This window comes from Moorena sp. SIO4A1 (genome assembly GCF_010672065.1).
Classification (GTDB): domain Bacteria; phylum Cyanobacteriota; class Cyanobacteriia; order Cyanobacteriales; family Coleofasciculaceae; genus Moorena.
In genome coordinates this window covers 42,287-61,407 of record NZ_JAAHHX010000037.1, presented here as the reverse complement: position 1 = coordinate 61,407, position 19,121 = coordinate 42,287, and the positions used below count along the sequence as shown (strand labels likewise).

Here is a 19,121-nt window from a genome sequence, read left to right as displayed (position 1 = left end):
TGTCAGCTGGGGGTCTCTTGGTAAATGTTTGAGAACTTGTAGCTCTACATCCATTGCTGTGTCTACCTTGTACAGTTTGATTTTTTTCTTTCTCTATTCATTATACTCGGAAAGTGACAGAAGAGGACTATAGCAATTATCATAGCTATGAGGTACAAAATTTCTGGATTTTAGGGAACAGGGAACAGGGAACAGGGAACAGGGAAGAGAGAATAGGGAATAGGGAATAGGGAATAGCGATGCCCTGCATCAACACAGGGAATCAACGTCAAAGAAGACTGTACCTCATAACTGCGAGAAACGCTATATATTATTAACTAGCTATGTATCAACGTTTTCAAGGATATATAGAAAATATTTTTTTAGGGATTGTAGGTGGTCTTTTAACTACTGTTATTTTAGCTTTAGTAACTCACTATTTTGTGATCGATAAAATAGCAGTTAAGCAATATAAGGCTATTATCGAATTGTTTCTTTATTAATTAATTAGTGATTTTGTATTTATTTAATAAATTAAATATAAATTTGAAAGCAAGATCATTAATTAGCTTTATAGTGATAGTTATGCTGCTATAAGCAATTTTATTTTCTGTTATTCCAACCAAAGAAATAACGATAAATAGTTCTGGCCTTAATTATCTTAGCAAAGATTTTTTTAAAGGGGAAAAACTAAAAAATACTGATTACAATAAAGTTGGGATAGATGAATCAAAGGTTGGGTTTATAAAAAGCTCAGTGGATCTGAATGAATTACATATATTACTCAAAGACGTAAAATGGATAAAAAGGGAAAAAATAATAGGCTTGCAAAGAACTTATAGAGGTCGTATTTATTATCGTATTTATTATAAAATTAATTATATTAATAATCCTAATCAATCTTTAAAAAACTTTCAAAATGAAATAACAATGAATTCTGAAATCATCAGTTACTCATTTAAACCTGGACAGGGTATTCTATCTTTCATTATCGGATTTGTGGATACAGCCTATCTAATCAACGCAAAGGATGATTTTACCAGTGATATAGAAGAGATTGTTAGGAAGAATAAAATTGTAGAGCACATAGAGCAATTTAAAACGAAAATTATTCTATATTTTGAGCTTGATTCGCAAGAATCAAGCTAACTAGAAGCACTGGTATAAAAACGCAGGGCAAACTGCCAAAAGATCCCAGAAGCAAACAGCAATCCTAGGGCTAGAATACCGGAACCTACTACCCAAAAGGTATCACTGCGATTCAACATCACTTCTGCTGGGACTGTAGTCAGGAACGCCACTGGCACTACAAAGGTAAAGAAGAACCGATAGCTAGCCGGATAAGCTACAATGGGATACCGACCAGCTTCTAGCATACTGCGCAGAACAGCGGTGACATTGTAGATTTTGACAAACCAAATGCTCGTTGCTCCTAGCATAAACCAGATGCTGTAGAGGCTAGTCAACCCAAAACACAATGGCACTACACTTAACAGATAGTTGCTGATATCTAAGTCTAGGCGTGTACCAGCGTAGGCTATTACTATAATTGAGAAGATTAAGTCTGGTAACCCCCAAGGGCTGACACTTCGCCAAGACAGCCAGAACTGAGAACTAATGGGCTTGAGTAGGATAAAATCGAGGGTTCCTTGCTCGACGTGATCCACAATCCGGTTGAGATTGGGAATCAGGAATGTGCCAGAAAATCCCTGCAGTAATGTGAATATGCCTAGTATGACCAGCGCTTCTTCCCAATTCCAGCCAGAAAAGGTGTAGCCAGTGCGGTAAAACAAGAATAGACCAAATAGGCTACCAGCCAGGTTTCCTAGGCTGCTCAAGGTAGCGATCGCAAAATTTAGCCGATATTCCAGTTCAGCAGTGAGGGCCGTACTCCAGAACAACTGGAGTACACTAACATATCGTTTCATGTATATCTTTTCATTTGGTTGGGCTGTCGATCAAACTTGGGCTACACCCAATAGTATCCCATGGGGCTAATGTACCAACTATGCCGTATAATTGGATTTTATTATAAGGTTCTGATAAGATATAAGTTTTAACAGTTAGGTTCAACAGGATAATAATGAATAAAATCTTGGTAATTGAGGACGAGATTTTTATTCGAGAAAATCTGATCGAACTCCTTGAAATTGAAGGGTTTGACGCTTTGGGTGCTGAAAATGGTGTTGAAGGTGTACAGTTGGTTCAAAAAGAACCGCCAGATTTGATTCTGTGTGATGTAATGATGCCTGAACTAGATGGATATGGGGTATTGGAGGCACTACGACAAGATCCAGCCACAGCCAAAATTCCTTTTATGTTTCTTACAGCTAGTGCAGATCGCAGCAATATTCAGAAGATCAGAGAACTAGGCATTCATGACTATATTCTGAAGCCATTTAATGTGGATAAATTTTTGGATGTGATCTCAAATCGGCTAGCGGAACACAAGCAAACATAGTGGTAATCATGGCAAGTAACAACAAACAGTTGACCACAGACCATTGACTAGCACGTTCTAATCAATAATTCTGTAGAAAGTTTCCGGAAAGTCTTGGAAGTATCTGGTATAATTGCCCTAACAGCCATTCAAGCTATTGATTGGGAGTCTGTGATCAAGACTCCAGAAACAATAATTTAGCTTTGATGCATTGAAGTATCAAACAACGGTTAAGTTGTTCTGTAGTAAATGCCTTGGTTGTTAAGTAAAAGCGCTTTTAGGATTTTCCGTCAAAGCAAAGAGAGATACCTCCTCATCAATTAACAATTGGCGTGCCATACACGGCTGACCGCTATGGGGCGGAAATACTGGGTTAAATGTATCTGATGAGTTCTAAGCCATTAATCCAAGATTCAGAACCCTTGGAAAGTCGATTAAAAGAAATTCCCCTAGAACCAGGGATTTATTTAATGCGTGACCATAGCGCTAGTATTATTTACATCGGCAAATCCCGAAAATTGCGTACGCGAGTCCGTTCCTATTTCCGTGACTCCCAACCCTTGAGTCCTCGCATTGCAATGATGGTGGCACAGGTTACTGATATTGAATTCATCGTAACCGATACGGAAGCGGAAGCCCTAGCGCTGGAAGCGAATCTGATTAAGCAGCACCAACCTTACTACAACGTACTGCTCAAGGATGATAAGAAGTATCCCTATGTTGTCATTACTTGGTCAGAGGATTATCCCCGTATCTTCATTACCCGTAAGCGGCGCATGGGGAATAAACAGGATAAATACTATGGTCCCTATGTCGATGTCAAGTTATTGCGCAATACTTTAGCTCTGGTCAAACAGCTTTTCCCCATCCGGCAACGCCCTAAACCTCTGTTTAAAGACCGTCCTTGCCTTAACTATGATTTAGGTCGTTGTCCTGGTGTGTGTCAAAAACTAATCACACCGGAAGAGTACCGTCAAACCATCCAGAAAATCGCGATGGTTTTTCAAGGGCGTACTGGGGAACTAATTGAGATGCTGACGGCCAATATGGAACAAGCAGCAGAATCCCTTAACTTTGAGCTAGCAGCGCGGATTAGGGATCAGATTACTGGACTTAAGTCCCTGAGTACAGACCAAAAAGTAGCCTTACCTGACGATACTGTATCACGAGATGCGATCGCACTAGCGGCTGATCCCAAACATGCTTGCATCCAACTATTTCAGATCCGTGCTGGTCACTTAGTCGGGCGCTTGGGATTTTTTGCCGATGTAGCCCCTCAAGGGAATGGGCCAATAGAACTCGGAGCCATTTTACAACGGGTTTTAGAAGAGCATTACCAAACTGCTGATGCTGTAGAAATCCCTACAGAAATTTTGGTGCAACACCCGTTACCCGATGGGGAGATGTTGGCTGACTATTTGAGCGTGCGCAAAGGTCGAAATGTGACTATACTCACCCCCCAACGGCAAACCAAAGCTGAACTGATTGAAATGGTCAAGCGCAATGCTAACTATGAACTGGAACGCACCCAGCGATTGGTTGACCGCAACACCAAAGCCATGGAGGATTTAGCTAACATTCTTGACTTACCGGATTTACCACGGCGCATAGAAGGGTATGACATTTCCCACATCCAGGGCAGCAATGCAGTGGCTTCTCAGGTAGTATTTCTAGATGGCACACCAGCCAAGCAGCACTACCGTCACTACAAGATCAAAAATCCTAATATCACTGTCGGTCATTCCGATGATTTTGCTAGCCTTGCTGAGGTGATTCGCCGTCGCTTCAAAAAAAGTCAACTCGAACCAGAACTAGCAGATAGTATTAGCTCAACAATCAACAATCAACACTCAACAATTAACAATCAACAATCAACACTCAGAAAAGATTGGCCTGATTTGGTAATGATTGATGGCGGAAAAGGACAGCTGTCAGCAGTTGTAGCAGTATTGCAAGAGCTAAATTTACAAGAAGAAGTGCCTGTGGTAAGCTTAGCAAAACAGTACGAAGAACTATTTTTACCAGGAGAGCCATTGCCCCTAGCCACTGATCCCGAGCAACCAGGGGTGCAACTTTTGCGCAGGGTTAGAGATGAGGCTCATCGCTTTGCGGTTAATTTTCATCGGAAACAAAGAAGTAGTCAGTTACATCGTTCCCGTTTAGATGAGATTCCTGGATTAGGATTTCAGCGGCAAAAACAGCTATTGGCTCACTTTAACTCCATTGATTATATTCGCAACGCATCGGTTAAACAGCTTGCAGAAGTACCAGGCATTGGTTTGCGTTTATCTCAGGAAATTTATCACTACTTCCACCCATAAATAGACCAGACCTCTTGAGAAAGTCTATTTTATCACCACTGCTAGACTTTGAGAGGTCAGCAAACAGAGGAAAATGTTAGACAAAAACTGAGGCAACAACTCAAACAAAAACTGAAACAATCTAGTCTAATCTGTCAATTAGCCCGAAGATATAAACCTTGCGGTATCAATCTCTAAGTAGGTTGACTCTGTAATTAGTTTGAATCAAGGGACTTGCAGATTTTGCGTTCCCGTAGCGGCTCCAAGGGAGCACCGTTTTCTGTGGACTTTCTTTATGTGGGGATACTCTTAAACCGTCATTAATCGGGATAAACCCGTACAAAACGGTCAAGGTGCATTTTATTGTGGTCTAAGTGAGGAATGGTCATACAGCAATTGGAGTTAAGCCTGCCATTCATCTATTTAGACGTTCCTGGCATCCCGACCAGGAGTTGCTTGAAAGCCTGAGCAAAGCTCATGTTTGGAGTCAAGCCAACCAAGCTCAACTGCATCTAGCAGACTCAGCCCCATTCCTTCCAAGAAACGCGCGGTACGGCGCAACAATACTGCCTGCACCTCGGTCTTGTTCATGTACCGGGTTATTTCCTTATCCGTACCTCTGTTAAGGATATTTTTGGCAGCATTGTGGTCAGACTGTAACACGACCCCATTAAACCTGGTGAAATTGTCCCCGTTTCTTTTGCCCAATAGGGTTCCAGTCACGGAGTCAACTTGCGACGTGTAACTAGGCTGAACTTCTGTTACAACCGACCCAGTCCAATTAGCCCATTTTTCTAAGGAGTCCCGCATTTGACCCTTCATCCAGCTATTAAGCTTGCGAGACATGGCTTTTGACTGGCGTTTATTTCGGATTGGTTGTGTTAAATCTTCTGCAAAGACTTTTAGTGCTTCTCCCTTGAAAAGAGACTTTGAAGCCGCTCCTATAATTGCCGTTAGTTCTGATTGATTTTTTCTGTAACGGCGATTTTCTGTTTTTCTGGTTAGGTTATTTTTGAATATTCGAGCCGACTTAGCTGGGTCTAATTTTTCTAGTTTTCTATGGAGCGCCCAAAGCTTGCCCCTGTTCCGGTTCTTTGCACATATACGATCAGATTTTTTAGTGGTTACTTTTCCTAGTTCTTTTCCGTGAGCCTGACCGTCTGAGTCATAGAAAGCTTCAGTATATCCCTTGTCTACCCCAATGGCTCGGCGGTCGGGAGGAATCTCTACAGTCCCATAGTCTACTAGGAAATAAATCTCAATTTTTTTCAGAATTTGATTGTATATCAGTCTAATCTGGCCTTTTATTTTCCGATTAGATCTAACAACTATTTTGTTCCTTTTTCCTCTTTTTAAACCAGCTAACTCCAATTGATAGGTATTGCGGGAGAGCCTTTTGCATTTATATCCTCCCTGTTGATAAATTATCTGATTTTTGACCCAAGAATGTCCCCGCTGAAACTCTTTTCTGATCAGTCGGTGAAGGAGTGGACTGTCCAGGAAGGCTAAGGTCTTAAGCTGTTTACAAAGTTCTTTTCTGGTCTTTTGGTTTTCTTTCCCGGGAAACCTTTTGTAAATCTTTTTGACTACCGCCTCAGTACAGGCCGCTTGGCTCGCTGTAATGGCCTTAGCTACATCGCTGACAGCCCATTCCATTAATTTAGAAGGTAGTCCTAAGGATTCAGGAGTCCTAAAACTCCTAACTTCTGGGTAAGCTTTTTTCCAATCAAGTCCCCAATGACTGATACTGCCTAGCTTATTGTAGGATTCAGACCTGACGATGCCCAATTTCTTCATCGTGGACAACAACTCAAGTTCAACCGACTCAGTCATCCCCACTACAGGAACAATCTGGGTTGATATTTTCTTGGTCACTCCTACTTTTTTGGGCATCGTCAAATCTGAGTCAATTACTTTAAGGATACTCTAGCGCTAGCAAAATGTCAATGTCCATTTTATGATATTAAATACCGATTTATACCTATTTTTAGGGGTTTAATTGCTGGGCTGAATCGGTGACTAAATTATCTGATTATCTATTATACATCTTATTTTATTAAAAATCAAACATGGATAGACAGTATCAGCTCAGGTCCTAATACTTTTTTAGTTAACAATTTTTAAGTTATATTAAGAATGAAGCCACAAAAATTATCCTTCTGCAACAAAACTACCCAACACTACCAGTAACAGGGGAATAACCATGACCCGAAACACTTTAGATGAACACAGATCTCAGCGGAATGGCTCTGGCACTATCACTGAGCCTAATCACCAACAGAGATCTCAGCGGAATGGCTCTGGCACTATCAGTCAGCCAGATCAGCAACCTAATCACCAAGCTAATCACCAACAGGAGGATTCAGCCTCATCATTACCCAGATCCGGGACTAGTCAATCCCAAAACTCCTTGACATTAGGAGCAGGTACTTTAGTGATGGCCATGGGTATAGGCATTATGCTGACCTTGCTAGGAATGCGATTGATCGGGACAGCTCCAAAGGTTCAAAAAACCGATTCCCCTGCTGAAACTGTTCAAACCCCTGGGGCTGTCCCCTCTGCTGAAACCCCTGGGGCTGTCCCCTCTGCTGTACCTGCTCAAACTGTTACGGTGGCAGACGTAAAAACCACCACAGTTAACCGTACCCTAGAAGTTATTGGTAGTGTTGCTGCTTTTGAGGAGATTAGGGTCAAGTCCCAAGCAACGGGTTTACAGATTAAACAGGTACTGGTTAGAGAAGGGGAATTTGTCAAGGCCGGACAAGTAATGGTAAGGCTAGATAATGCTGTGCTTCAGGCACAGTTAGCTCAAGCTCAGGCAGCAGTTGCCCAAGCTGAAGCCCGTTTAGCAGAACTGAAGGCGGGGTCACGCTCAGAAGAAAAATCCCAAGCTAGAGCTCGTCTAGACCAAGCTAGAGCTCGTCTAAGGCAGGCCGAAGCTAGTATTCCTAGACAGATTGACCAAGCAAAAGCCCAAGTGGCATCTGCTGAAGCCCAGTTGAGTCTAGCTAAACGTCGCTTCGAGAGCCAGAAAAAATTGATTGCCGAGGGAGCCATCTCCCAAGACCGCTATAATGAGGTGGAAAGTCAATATTTCAGTGCTCAAGCGAATTTATCTGAAGCCCAACAACGCCTTGAGCAAGCACGAAACACCAACAGCCCAGAAATTGCCCAGTTAGAAGCCGCTGTCGTAGAAGCTCAACAGCAGCTCCAGCAAAGATTGGCTGGTTCCCGTCCAGAAGTAATTGCTCAAGCTCAAGCTCAACTGGCTAGAGAGAAGGCACAAGTCCAGTTAGTGATGGCGCAACTAAAGGATACCCAAGTGGTGGCACCAGTCAGTGGCAAAGTAGCCACTAGAAATGCCCGTGTCGGTGATATTACCTCTTCGTCAGAAACACTCTTTACCATTATCGAAAAGGGGCGTTTGGAATTGTTATTAAGGGTACCCGAAACCCAACTGTCCCAAATTCGGATTGGACAACCAGTAGAAATATCCTCTAGAGGAGATAGCAGCCTGAAGCTTTCTGGAACAGTACGAGAAATTGACCCGATAGTTGATCAGCAGTCTCGTCAGGCTGTGGTCAAAGTAGATTTACCCAATTCCGGTAGCTTGCGACCAGGAATGTTTTTACAAGGCTCTATCACCACCTCATCCACTACCGGTCTAACTATACCATCGAAAGCAGTCTTGCCCCAACCTGACACTAGTGCAATCGTTTACCGACTCGAAGCAGATAACACTGTTAAAGCAAAGCCAGTGGTAATGGGAGAACTCCTCCCTGATGGGCAAGTAGAAATCAAGAGTGGTTTAGCCCCAAGCGATCGCATTGTAGTCAAAGGTGCTGCTTTCCTCAAAGACGGCGATCGCGTCCAAGTCTTAGAAACTCAATAGAAGCCCTCCCATCGCCTTCAAGCCAATAACCTTCAACTATTTATAAGATGTCCTTCCACGTCTCCTCTTGGTCAATTAAAAATCCGGTTGCTACTCTGGTCATGTTCCTGGTTTTAGGAATAGTTGGTCTATTCTCCTTTAACCAGTTGGGAATTGATCAGCTTCCCAATATTGATCTTCCAGCGGTGATGGTTACTGTCACCCAGCCAGGGGCAGGACCGGCAGAACTGGAATTCCAGGTAACCAAAAAAATTGAAGATGCTGTTGCTAGCCTTGGAGATATTGACCAAATCTCCTCCACCGTTACTGATGGCAGCTCCAGCACTATTATTAATTTTGTCCTGGGAACTGATAGCAATCAGGCCACTAATGATGTACGCAATGCGGTAGCTCAAATTCGCCAAAGTTTGCCCCTAGATATCAACGAACCTATTGTCAGGCGGTTAGAATTTGCCGGGGGTTCAGTCATGACCTATGCGGTAGCTTCTGACAAACGCTCGCTGGAGGAGTTGAGTGACCTAGTTGACCGGAAAATTAGCCGTGATCTGGTGAATGTACCGGGAGTTGCCCAAATTGATCGACTCGGAGGAGTTGACCGGGAAATTCGAGTTGACCTTGACCCGGCTAGATTACAAGCCTTTGGTATCACTGCTACCCAAGTTAATGACCAAATTCGGACTTTTAATATTAACTTACCCGGTGGTCGCGGTAACATCGGCGGCGCTGAACAGAATGTCCGGACTCTCGGAAGTGCCAAGACCGTGGAAGAGTTGAAAAACTACCGTATTGTCCTCCCGGATGGCGCAAATGTTACCCTTTCCAGTTTGGGAAAGGTTACAGACGGCTTTGGTGATCTTAGGAAAGCTGCCTATCTCAATGGGGAGTCAGTGGTAGCCTTTTCTGTACTGCGGAGCAGTGGTAGCAGTTTAGTCTCGGTGGAAGAAGGGGTTAGCAAAGCTGTTGAACAACTAAAAACTACCCTCCCAGAGGATATCGAACTGCGCTTGATCTTCACCCGTGCTGATTCAATCCGTGAGTCCTACCAAGCAACCATCGATTCCCTGGTTATCGGTTCACTACTTACCATACTCACCGTGGGGATATTTCTAAGAAATTGGCGGGTAACTCTAATTACAGCAGTAGCTCTACCTTTATCAATTATTCCCACCTTTTTGGTGATGAAATCCCTAAACTATACCCTCAACGGTATGACCCTACTGGGTTTAGCCCTAGCAGTAGGGAACTTGGTCGATGATGCCATTTGCATGATTGAAAATATCGACCAGCACTTGGATATGGGTAAGAAACCCTTGAAAGCAGCTTGGGATGGGGCGCGGGAAATTGGTTTAGCTGTAGTAGCGACCACAGCAACTATTGTCGCGGTATTTATTCCTGTAGCCTTTATGGGGGGTATCCCTGGTCAATTCTTCCAACCCTTTGGAGTAACCGTTGCTGTATCTACTATGTTTTCCACCCTAGTAGCTACAACAATGACACCGATGCTGAGCGCTTATTTGCTCAAGCCAAAATCAAAAGCATTGAAGGTTGACAAGTTGAAGGTTGAAAGTTGGCAAAATAACCATCAACCCAATAACCTTCAACCCAATAACCTTCAACCCAATAACCTTCAACCCAATAACCTTCAACCCAATAACCTTCAACCCAATAACCTTCAACCCAATAACCTTCAACCCAATAACCTTCAACCCAATAACCTTCAACCTGCAACCGAACAACCTGCAACCGAACAACCTGCAACCGAACAACCTGCAACCGAACAACCTGCAACCGATAAGAGCCGGCGCATACAACCTTATCGAGGTCTATTAACCTGGGCGTTGAAGCACCGGATTACCACGATGTTGATAGCTGTAGCTTTTTTCATCGGTAGCTTGCAGCTTGTACAGTTTATTCCCAAGGGTTTGTTTAGTAATGGGGATACTGGAGTCAGTACGATATCCATTGAGCTGCCACCGGGGTCTGAGCTGAATGAAACCATAGAGGTCATTCAAGAAACAAATCGGTTGTTGCAGTCAAACCCAGCTGTGGAAAATGTTCTGGCCAGTGCTGGAGATGATGGTGTAAATTCTGCTATTGTATACGCCAAACTCTTACCCAAAGACCAACGGGAACTCTCTCAAAGAGAATTTGGCCAGGAGATGCGTGAGGATTTCCAGAAAATACCTGGCGCGAGGGTTAGATTCCGTAGTCAAGGGGCTCGAGGCTCTAACCAGGATTTATCAATTATCCTCAAGAGTGAAAATGGTGAACTGCTGTCCCAAACCGCCCAAGCTCTAGAAAAACAGATGCGTCAAATTCCTGGTTTAGTGGAAGTTACCTCTAGTGAAAGTCTAGTTAAACCAGAAATTGTGATTGTACCTAACCCTGCCCGTGCTGCAGATTTAGGAGTGTCTGTTCAAGCGATCGCACGCACTGCCTCTTTAGCCCTAATTGGAGATCTTGAGTCAAATCTGGCTAAATTTGACTTACCTGACCGACAAATTCCGATTCGTGTTCAACTTGACCCAGCATCCAGGGATGACATCGAAACCCTTAAAAATCTGCGGGTTCCCAGTCAAAATGGTACTTTAGTACCGATTGCTGCCGTAGCTGATATCCGTTTAGGGAGTGGACCTGCCCAGATTGACCGCTTTAATCGTTCTCGTCAGGTGTCTTTGGGAGGCAACTTGCAAGGGATTTCTCTAGGAGATGCGATCGCAAAAGTTAAATCCCTACCTGCCATGAATCCCCTACCCCCTGGAGTTTCCGAGGAACCCGCTGGGGATGCCAAGATTATGCGAGACATATTCAGTCGATTTTTCAGCGCCTTAGGGCTAGCAGTGCTGTCGATTTATGCCATTCTGGTGCTGTTGTACAACAGTTTTCTTTATCCCTTTGGGATTTTGGTGGCTTTACCCCTATCCATCGGTGGAGCCTTAATGGGACTGTTGATAGGCCAGAAGGAATTGGGACTGTTTGCCCTGATCGGAATAGTATTACTAATGGGATTGGTGACCAAAAATGCCATTCTTTTGGTAGACTTTGCCTTAGCCCATCAGCAAGAAGGGATGCCCCAGTTTAAAGCAGTGATTCAAGCTGGAGTCAGTCGCTTGCGACCGATTTTGATGACCTCCGTCTCCACCGTTGCTGGCATGATTCCCATTGCCTTGGAATGGGGAGCAGCCGGTGAAGTTCGTAGTCCGATGGCTATTGCCGTGATTGGAGGATTTACCACTTCTACTCTGCTAACCTTGGTGGTGGTGCCGGTGTTATTTACCTATGTCGATAACTTAGTTCGTTGGACAAGAAAGACCCTATTTGGAAGTAACACTCAAGATTCCCAAGACCTAGTAGAGGTTGAGGTAGAGCCTGAGCAGTATTTGAGCAATGGTACTTCTGTTGCTGCTAGTAATGGTAAATTCTAGTCTCTCGACAAATGTCTAGGTAAGCGAACAGCGATTAGCGCTACGCGCACGCTACGCGAACAGCCGTCAGCTATCAGCCCTTGGCTGATAGCTGACGGCTGAATCCTTATGCCTAGGGTGAATAACAATTAACTATACAAAGTTGATTGTTGGTATTTTATTAATATAATGCAGATGTCAATTACCTATTGATTGTATTAACCAAAACCAATCAATCCTTCCCCTGATCAACCCATAAGTTACCCATAAGTTACCCATAAGTTATATCCCTTCCCTGATTACGAGTTTGGTTGGTGTAGTGATAGGTTGGATAGTATTCGCACCAGTCTGATGATGGTAAGATTTGAGCAAGGGGGGTGTTTGATCAATCGCGAAAATGCCAAGCACGCCAATAAAGGAAGTAAACAAGGGAGGCGGATTGTTTTAACCAATTAATATTACAAGTAAGTAATATGACAATTTCGGCACTTCGCTAAATTTAGTAACTGACTAATAATTATGACCTGTGACTATCTTGCTTGATAAATTCAAATTTATCAAGTTAACTGTCCTAAGGTGGTGGTATTAATTAGCAATTAAATAGCGATTAAGTAGGGATTAACTAAGTTATGATTACTTGAGGTGATTGGTGTAGGTTATTGGTTGAGTGGGAGCATATAATCGTGAAAGCTGTTGGGTGGCATAGTAACTGGTTGTGGAAAATTTTTTCTCTAGTTGGAGAAATTTATTTAGGTATAGCAATACTATATCCTGTCCATGTTGCTAAGGCTGATTCTATTATACCAGCCGCAGATGGAACGGGCACTAGTATTACAATTGATGGCAATGATTTGACGGTTGACGGCGGTACATTTTCCGGAGATGGATCAAATTTATTCCATAGTTTTGAAAAACTTGGTCTGAATGCAGAACAGACAGTTACGTTTCTGTCTAATCCCCAAATTCGTAATATTGTGGGTCGGGTGATTGGAGGTGAAGCGTCAATTGTTGACGGGTTAATTCGGGTAGTTGGAGGTAACTCAAATTTATTTTTAATGAATCCAGCGGGATGGGTGTTTGGTGCTAATGCTCGGTTGAATGTCCCAGGTGATTTGACCGTAACAACAGCGAATCGGATTGGGTTTGGTGAAGACAATTGGTTCACTAGCTTTGGGTCAAATGACTATCAAACTTTAATCGGTAATCCGAAGACTTTGGCCTTTGACTCGAATCAACCAGGGAGTATTATTAATGCTGGTAAGCTGGAAGTACTAGAGGGGAATAATTTAACCGTAATCGGCGGTAGTGTGATTACTACTGGAAACGTAAGTGCTCCCAACGGAACGGTTACTCTGGCTGCTGTAGATGGTGCTAATTTAGTTAGGATTAGCCAACCAGGACACCTATTAAGTATAGAAATTGAATTACCAACGGATGCTGATGGGGAGCAGCTACCATTTACACCTCAGGATTTACCAACCTTGTTGACCGCGGGAGTTGAAGGGTTACAGACACCGATTGTGGTGAAGCCAGATGGGAAAGTAGAGCTTGCGGATTCTGGTTTACCAATAGAAAGGGGTGATGTGGTGGCTCGGGAGGTAAACGCTAAGACTGCTACACTCTCAGCTGCTAATAATCTGACTTTAGTCGAAAGCCAGCTATTTACTACTGGGGATTTGAATCTGTTGGCTGGCAATACAGTGCGATCGCATGATACTCTAGCGCGCCCCTTTATTGCTGAAGCCCTCGGCAATTTATCCATCCAGGGGAATCAAGCCATCGAGATTTCAACCTTCAATAATCAGGCTAGCGGTTTCTTCTCTGGTGGAAACATGGTACTGCGTTCCGCTAATCCCATACAAGGAAGTACTCGCTATCAAACAGGGGCTAGTTTTCGGATCGAGCAATTAGATGGTAGTCCAGGGAATTGGATTAGTCCTGATGATTCCATCATTCTAGCAAATGGTGATGTCAGTCTAGGCAACTACCAAGGCGCTTCCTTACATATTTTAGCAGGGGGTAGTGTTACCTTAGGCGAGATTGCGATTAATCCTAGTGATGACCCTAATCCTAAGATTAGTCCCACCAACTCCGATCCTTTTCTGGCTAATCTCGCTAATGTCACTGTCTCTGACCAAAGCAATTTGGTGATTGATGGTGCTAATCAGCCCACCTTAGATATTAGAGCTGGGATTGATTGGACACAACTAGGAGGAATTCCAGGAAACACCTCAGGTAATCTTGTTCCTGATTTTAGTAATACTGTTATCAGTAATTTCACCAGTGCAGATATCAAAGTTAGCGATATTACCGTAGCTCGGGATGGATTGGTCAGGTTAACCAATCAGTATCTGCCTAATACTGCATTAACCACTGGTGCAATTCAAGTTGACACCATTAAGACCGGTGGTTTAAGTAATAGTAATGATAATCCTAATTCCCCACAAATCCTGATTGACTCTCGCAGCACTATCGAAGTCACTAAGAATAATCGCTTGGATACTTCCAGCAATAATACTGGTAGCGGAGGGGATATTACCCTGATTGCTGATGGCAATAGTAAATTACCTACAAATCAACCTACTATTCAAATTCCTAGCATCGATTCATTGGGTGGGGAGAGTGCTGGTAATGTTACTTTAATTACCAGAGGTGGTGATACCTTCATCAATAGTGGGGGTAGCGGTATCAATGCTGATTCCGCATCGGGCAATGGGGGAGCGATCGCAATCACAGCTACTAACGGTAACATTACTATCAAAAATCCCATCAACAGCCCCAGCACTCTAGTTATTGATACCGATGGTCAAGTCAGTCTCGGCAATCCCGACCAACCCTTACAAGTCAGTAAAATTAAAGATGTTTTGATTACCGCTGGCGGGATTGAAGTGATTTCCCAGTTGATGGCTGAAAGCATCACTATCCAACCAAAAGACCCTAATACTACTTTGGGCATAGGGAAAGATGCTGGTGGCACCTTCCAAATCACCACAGCGAATTTGCTCAATAATCTCGCTCTAGGCACTTCCGGTACCTTAACCATTGGCAATCCTGAATTTACCGGTGATGTAAGAATCCGCAACTTTGACCTGAGTCAGGCCAATCTCAATGTTATTGTCAGAGGCGGGGATATTCACTTTCTCAGCACTGACACCAATCCTGCTGTCCAACTCGCTAATAATCAGACAGCTCAATTTATCTCTGCTGGTACCATCTTTGATAATCTGGGGACTGAAGTAACCATTGATGGGGAACAAGGGGCAGTTTTATTCGATGCTGAAAATGGATTTAGCTACGCCGATGCTAATGGTATAGATGTTCAAGTCAAAAATATTGCTGCTATTACCCGCAACAGTGGCGATATTATCCTTAACCTCCAACACCCCAATGCTGTGATTACTACCGTGGCTGGTGTGAATGGGATTAGCGCTGCTAATAATGGCAACATTAGTCTCGGACAAGATATACCTGGTGCTATCACTATTGATCAACCCATCCGTGCTCAGGGCTCAGGCAATATCTCAATTGGGGAATTCAACACTAATCAAATCAATCTCAATAGCAGTGTGACATCTGGCAGTGGTAACATTAGTTTCCTCAAACCCCTTAATCTTGGTAATACTAGTGCTAATATTAGCGCTATCATCAGCAGCACTAGCGGTAACATCACTTTTGATGGCACTGTTGACGGTAATCAAGACCTGAGTGTTAATGCTGGCACTGGCACCATTGAGTTGAATCAGGCAGTGGGCAGCACTATTCCCCTAGGAGATATTACCCTAACTGCTGATGAAATTAACCTTAACGGTACAGTCCAAGGGAATGCCACCATTACGTTAGAACCATTCAGCGCTGATCAAGCGATCGCAATTGGTGGCAGTGATACCGGCAATTCATCAACCTTAGCACTAACTTCCCAAGAAATCAACCTCCTGCAAGATGGCTTTACTGCTATCACTATCGGTAATCCTAACAGTAGCGCTAACATCACCATTGCTGAAACTGGGGTCACTTTCCAAGACCCAGTAACCATTCAAGCCCCAGCCGGGTCAGGTGCCATCATTGGCAATGGCACAATTCAAGGCATAGACAATGCTTCCATTACTCTAGAGGCCAATCAAAGCATTGCAGTTGGGAACATTATCACCAATGGCTCCGATATTAAGCTTACCGCTAGCAATGGAGAGGTATTCACCGACAACCTAAACACTTTTGGTATTAGTGGGGGTGATCTGGTTATCAATGCCTTTACTACCATCAAGACTGGCGTAATTAATACTAGCGGTAGTTTTGGGGATGGCGGAAATGTGCTAATCGACCCGATTGGGGATGTGGAAGTCAGGGCGATTAATGCTCAAGGGGGAGAAAACGGTAGTGGTGGTAATGTTGATATTACCGCTGGTCGATTTTTCCGAGCTACCGATACTTTTAGCGATCGCAATCAGACCACAGCTAGTATTTCCACTAGCGGCGGAGTGGCAGGAGGGTCGGTCATCATCCGACATAATGGCGGAGCTAGTTCCATACCCTTTACCGTAGGGGATGCTACCCTCAATGGTACTGCTGGAGCCATTACCACTGGCATCGACAATGCTATTTTGCCAACGCAACGGTTTCTGGAGTCCTATACTCAGGGGAATTTTCCCAGTCAGATTCAACTGATTACTCAGCTAATTACTCAGTCATCTCCTAATACTAGTAATAATACTAGTAATACTGAAGTAACCAATAGTGAGCCAGATTTACCTGAGTTACCACAGGAAATACTCCCAACAGTGATGATAGAAGAAACTGAAGCATTGTCCAAAGAAATGCTAGTCTATCAACTAGAGGATTATTTTACCAGTCAAGTCACCGGTCAAGCCACCAGTCAAGCCACCGAAGCCACCGGTCAAGGGGAGTCATCTGTTCCTGAAATTAAAACAGCAAAAGACATTCAAACAGAACTCAAGGAAATTGAACAAGTTACCGATGCTAGACCGGCACTGATCTATGTCTTTTTTCGGAATTATGGAAATTTACCAGGACGAGACGTTGTCTTGAAAACCGAATTCCTCAACATCAATCCCAATGTAATTGTAGAGCCAAAGCCTAATGCTCCGTTGGAACTGGTATTGGTAACTAGCCAAGGCAACATGATCTACAAACGGATTGCTAATACCAGCCGGGAGCAAGTGTTAGCCTTAGCTGAATCATTCCGGGATAGTGTAGCATCTCCCAGAGCAGGGGTGTTTCGACCAGAAGACTTAGCTAAATCTCAACAACTCTATCAATTACTGATTAAACCCCTCCAGAAGACATTAGATGAACAAAACATCAATAACTTGGTGTTTGTGATGGATAAAAGCTTGCAGTCTCTCCCCTTAGCAGCACTCCATGATGGCAAAAGCTTTATTGTGGAAAAATACAGTGTTGGTTTAGTCCCTAGTTTGAGCTTGACCGATACCCACTATACCGATGTCAGAAATGCGCCAGTGCTGGCGATGGGTACAGCAAAATTTGACCAGCATCGAGACTTACCCTATGTGCCCAAACTAATCCAGCATCTTGTGGATACTTGGTCAGCTAAAGCCCTAGAAAACGACAACTTTACCGTGGCTAATCTTCAGGATGAAATTAATCATAAATCTTTTAATATCCTTCATTTAGGAACCCATGGTAAATTTCGGTCTAATGCTAGTGATTCCTACATTCAGTTCGGAAAAAAACGGTTAGGATTAGGAAAATTTGAGACCCTGGGATTAGAGCAACCACCGGTAAATTTATTGGTTTTAAGTGCTTGTGATACCGCCCTTGGCAATGAACAGTATGAATTAGGATTTGCTGGATTTGCCTATCAAGCCAAAGTGCAATCGGTTTTAGCTAGTTTGTTAGCCGTGCCTCAAAATGGAACGTTTAAACTCCTGAAGTCATTTTATGACCATTTAAATATAGTTCCTAGAAAAGCAGAAGCCTTAAGACTAGCTCAAGTCGAGATGCTTAAGGATAACAGTAATAAGAAACTATCCCATCCTTACTATTGGGCATGGTTTACTATTGTGGGGAATCCTTGGTAGTTTTAGAAGGGAGTAGGGAGTAGGGAGTAGGGAGTAGGGAGTAGGGAGTAGGGAATCGGGAATCGGGAATCGGGAGTAGGGAGTGGAGAATAGTTGAAGAAGCGATCGCGCCCCGCGTGACCATTCGCGTAGCGTGGCCTTTTGGCCAAGGTCAATCGCATTTATCCTCCCTATCTCCCTATCTCCCTATCTCCCCATCTCCCTATCTCCCCATCTCCCCATCTCCCCACACTCCCCCAAATCAGACCTAAAGCTTCTTCTTCACAGCTGACGTAGCAGTTAAGGCACCTACAGCTAATAGACCTAATACAGTTGTTGGTTCAGGAACGGTAGCCGAGGCTCCGTCATAAAACACGGTAATGTCAAAGGTCACATTTTGATCAGCTTCTCGAAAAGCAAGAACTGCCTCACCAGGAGCAACACTTCCTGAGGTTAGCAACAGTTTTTTCATATCCTTAGAGAAGATGAGTTCGCTGAAAATATCAGAAATACTTTCCTTACTCCAGGCTGCATCTTCTTCGGCAGGAATTGTGTAGAGTATACTGGTTAAGGTCTTGTCGATGTTATTTTCAATTACTACTCTACGCCCAACATCTGTGGTAATGGAATCCCCAGTTTCACAAAAAGGAAGACAAAGTTGGGCAGTAGGTTCCTCACCAACGGGGGGCTTAACAACTACATTTTTAACTAGTGTAATTGCCTGGGCTGCACTAGACATTGCCACAGTCATCAATGCTGCTGATGCTGTAGTCATAGCTAATTTTTGAGCCATCCCTTTGGTGACAGCTAATGATGATGATAATTCAGCCATCTAAATCCCTGATTAATTTTCCTATGTCATACTACCAAACAATCTGGACATTTTTTATAAATTTTTGATAAACTTATCATGAAGCTTATCTTCAAGATTGTGAAGGCTTTTAATAATTGAGCTTGTAGGAATTCAGCTCAGAAGCGAACGCACCCCGCGTGACCATTCGCGTAGCGTGGCCTTTTGGCCAAGGTCAATCCCATTAATCTCGCCCCGACTCCCGACTCCCGACTCCCGAT

The 19,121-nt window shown here is 43.5% G+C and carries 11 protein-coding genes; 7 read left to right on the top strand and 4 right to left on the bottom strand.

Annotated elements, in window-relative coordinates; translation table 11 throughout:
- Positions 1-323 precede the first annotated feature (323 nt).
- Together F6K53_RS22770 and F6K53_RS22765 are read left to right on the top strand one after the other, a co-directional pair.
- Positions 324-482 carry a hypothetical protein gene (locus tag F6K53_RS22770; protein WP_293019168.1) on the top strand — a complete coding sequence of 53 codons (159 nt, stop codon included), beginning with the start codon at positions 324-326 and terminating at the stop codon, positions 480-482.
- Positions 483-735: 253 nt separating this feature from the next.
- On the top strand, positions 736-1,128 hold the full coding sequence (locus F6K53_RS22765) for a hypothetical protein (protein WP_293069879.1): 393 nt from the start codon (positions 736-738) through the stop codon (positions 1,126-1,128).
- Here F6K53_RS22765 and F6K53_RS22760 read toward each other — a convergent pair.
- Positions 1,125-1,907 (bottom strand): ABC transporter permease, encoded by a 783-nt coding sequence (locus F6K53_RS22760; protein ID WP_293019172.1) that lies wholly within the window; start codon positions 1,905-1,907, stop codon positions 1,125-1,127. The two genes, F6K53_RS22765 and F6K53_RS22760, sit on opposite strands and share 4 nt — an antisense overlap.
- A 155-nt stretch (positions 1,908-2,062) precedes the next feature.
- Here F6K53_RS22760 and F6K53_RS22755 point away from each other — a divergent pair, with 155 nt between their 5' ends.
- Both F6K53_RS22755 and uvrC read left to right on the top strand, forming a co-directional pair.
- Positions 2,063-2,440: a response regulator gene (locus F6K53_RS22755; RefSeq protein WP_293082294.1), complete on the top strand. Its 378-nt coding sequence runs from the start codon at positions 2,063-2,065 to the stop codon at positions 2,438-2,440.
- A gap of 365 nt (positions 2,441-2,805) precedes the next feature.
- Positions 2,806-4,740, top strand: a complete 1,935-nt coding sequence (gene uvrC, locus F6K53_RS22750) for an excinuclease ABC subunit UvrC (protein ID WP_293019176.1) — start codon at positions 2,806-2,808, stop codon at positions 4,738-4,740.
- A 402-nt stretch (positions 4,741-5,142) separates the two neighbouring features.
- Here uvrC and F6K53_RS22745 read toward each other — a convergent pair whose 3' ends face one another.
- Positions 5,143-6,612: a transposase gene (locus F6K53_RS22745; protein ID WP_293019177.1), complete on the bottom strand. Its 1,470-nt coding sequence runs from the start codon at positions 6,610-6,612 to the stop codon at positions 5,143-5,145.
- Positions 6,613-6,922: 310 nt separating this feature from the next.
- Here F6K53_RS22745 and F6K53_RS22740 point away from each other — a divergent pair, with 310 nt between their 5' ends.
- The 3 genes from F6K53_RS22740 (at position 6,923) to F6K53_RS22730 (ending at position 18,071) form a co-directional block, all read left to right on the top strand.
- Complete coding sequence (locus tag F6K53_RS22740; protein ID WP_293069874.1) at positions 6,923-8,611, top strand: efflux RND transporter periplasmic adaptor subunit; 1,689 nt, start codon at positions 6,923-6,925, stop codon at positions 8,609-8,611.
- A gap of 47 nt (positions 8,612-8,658) precedes the next feature.
- Positions 8,659-12,036 carry an efflux RND transporter permease subunit gene (locus F6K53_RS22735; RefSeq protein WP_293069872.1) on the top strand — a complete coding sequence of 1,126 codons (3,378 nt, stop codon included), beginning with the start codon at positions 8,659-8,661 and terminating at the stop codon, positions 12,034-12,036.
- Between the two features lie 662 nt (positions 12,037-12,698).
- On the top strand, positions 12,699-18,071 hold the full coding sequence (locus tag F6K53_RS22730) for a CHAT domain-containing protein (protein WP_293082292.1): 5,373 nt from the start codon (positions 12,699-12,701) through the stop codon (positions 18,069-18,071).
- A 2-nt stretch (positions 18,072-18,073) separates the two neighbouring features.
- Here the strand turns inward: F6K53_RS22730 and F6K53_RS22725 are convergent, their stop codons facing one another.
- A complete protein-coding gene (locus F6K53_RS22725; protein WP_293017694.1) occupies positions 18,074-18,232 on the bottom strand; it encodes a hypothetical protein in 159 nt (52 codons plus the stop codon).
- 86 nt (positions 18,233-18,318) lie between these two features.
- Complete coding sequence (locus tag F6K53_RS22720; protein ID WP_293017692.1) at positions 18,319-18,882, bottom strand: PEP-CTERM sorting domain-containing protein; 564 nt, start codon at positions 18,880-18,882, stop codon at positions 18,319-18,321.
- Positions 18,883-19,121: the final 239 nt, after the last annotated feature.

Coding starts and splice junctions, on each gene's coding strand:
- F6K53_RS22770 (WP_293019168.1), top strand. CDS start 324: ATGTATCAACGTTTTCAAGGATATATAGAAAATATTTTTTTAGGGATT.
- F6K53_RS22740 (WP_293069874.1), top strand. CDS start 6,923: ATGACCCGAAACACTTTAGATGAACACAGATCTCAGCGGAATGGCTCT.
- F6K53_RS22760 (WP_293019172.1), bottom strand. CDS start 1,907: ATGAAACGATATGTTAGTGTACTCCAGTTGTTCTGGAGTACGGCCCTC.
- F6K53_RS22745 (WP_293019177.1), bottom strand. CDS start 6,612: ATGCCCAAAAAAGTAGGAGTGACCAAGAAAATATCAACCCAGATTGTT.
- F6K53_RS22725 (WP_293017694.1), bottom strand. CDS start 18,232: ATGCGATTGACCTTGGCCAAAAGGCCACGCTACGCGAATGGTCACGCG.
- F6K53_RS22735 (WP_293069872.1), top strand. CDS start 8,659: ATGTCCTTCCACGTCTCCTCTTGGTCAATTAAAAATCCGGTTGCTACT.
- F6K53_RS22755 (WP_293082294.1), top strand. CDS start 2,063: ATGAATAAAATCTTGGTAATTGAGGACGAGATTTTTATTCGAGAAAAT.
- uvrC (WP_293019176.1), top strand. CDS start 2,806: ATGAGTTCTAAGCCATTAATCCAAGATTCAGAACCCTTGGAAAGTCGA.
- F6K53_RS22720 (WP_293017692.1), bottom strand. CDS start 18,882: ATGGCTGAATTATCATCATCATTAGCTGTCACCAAAGGGATGGCTCAA.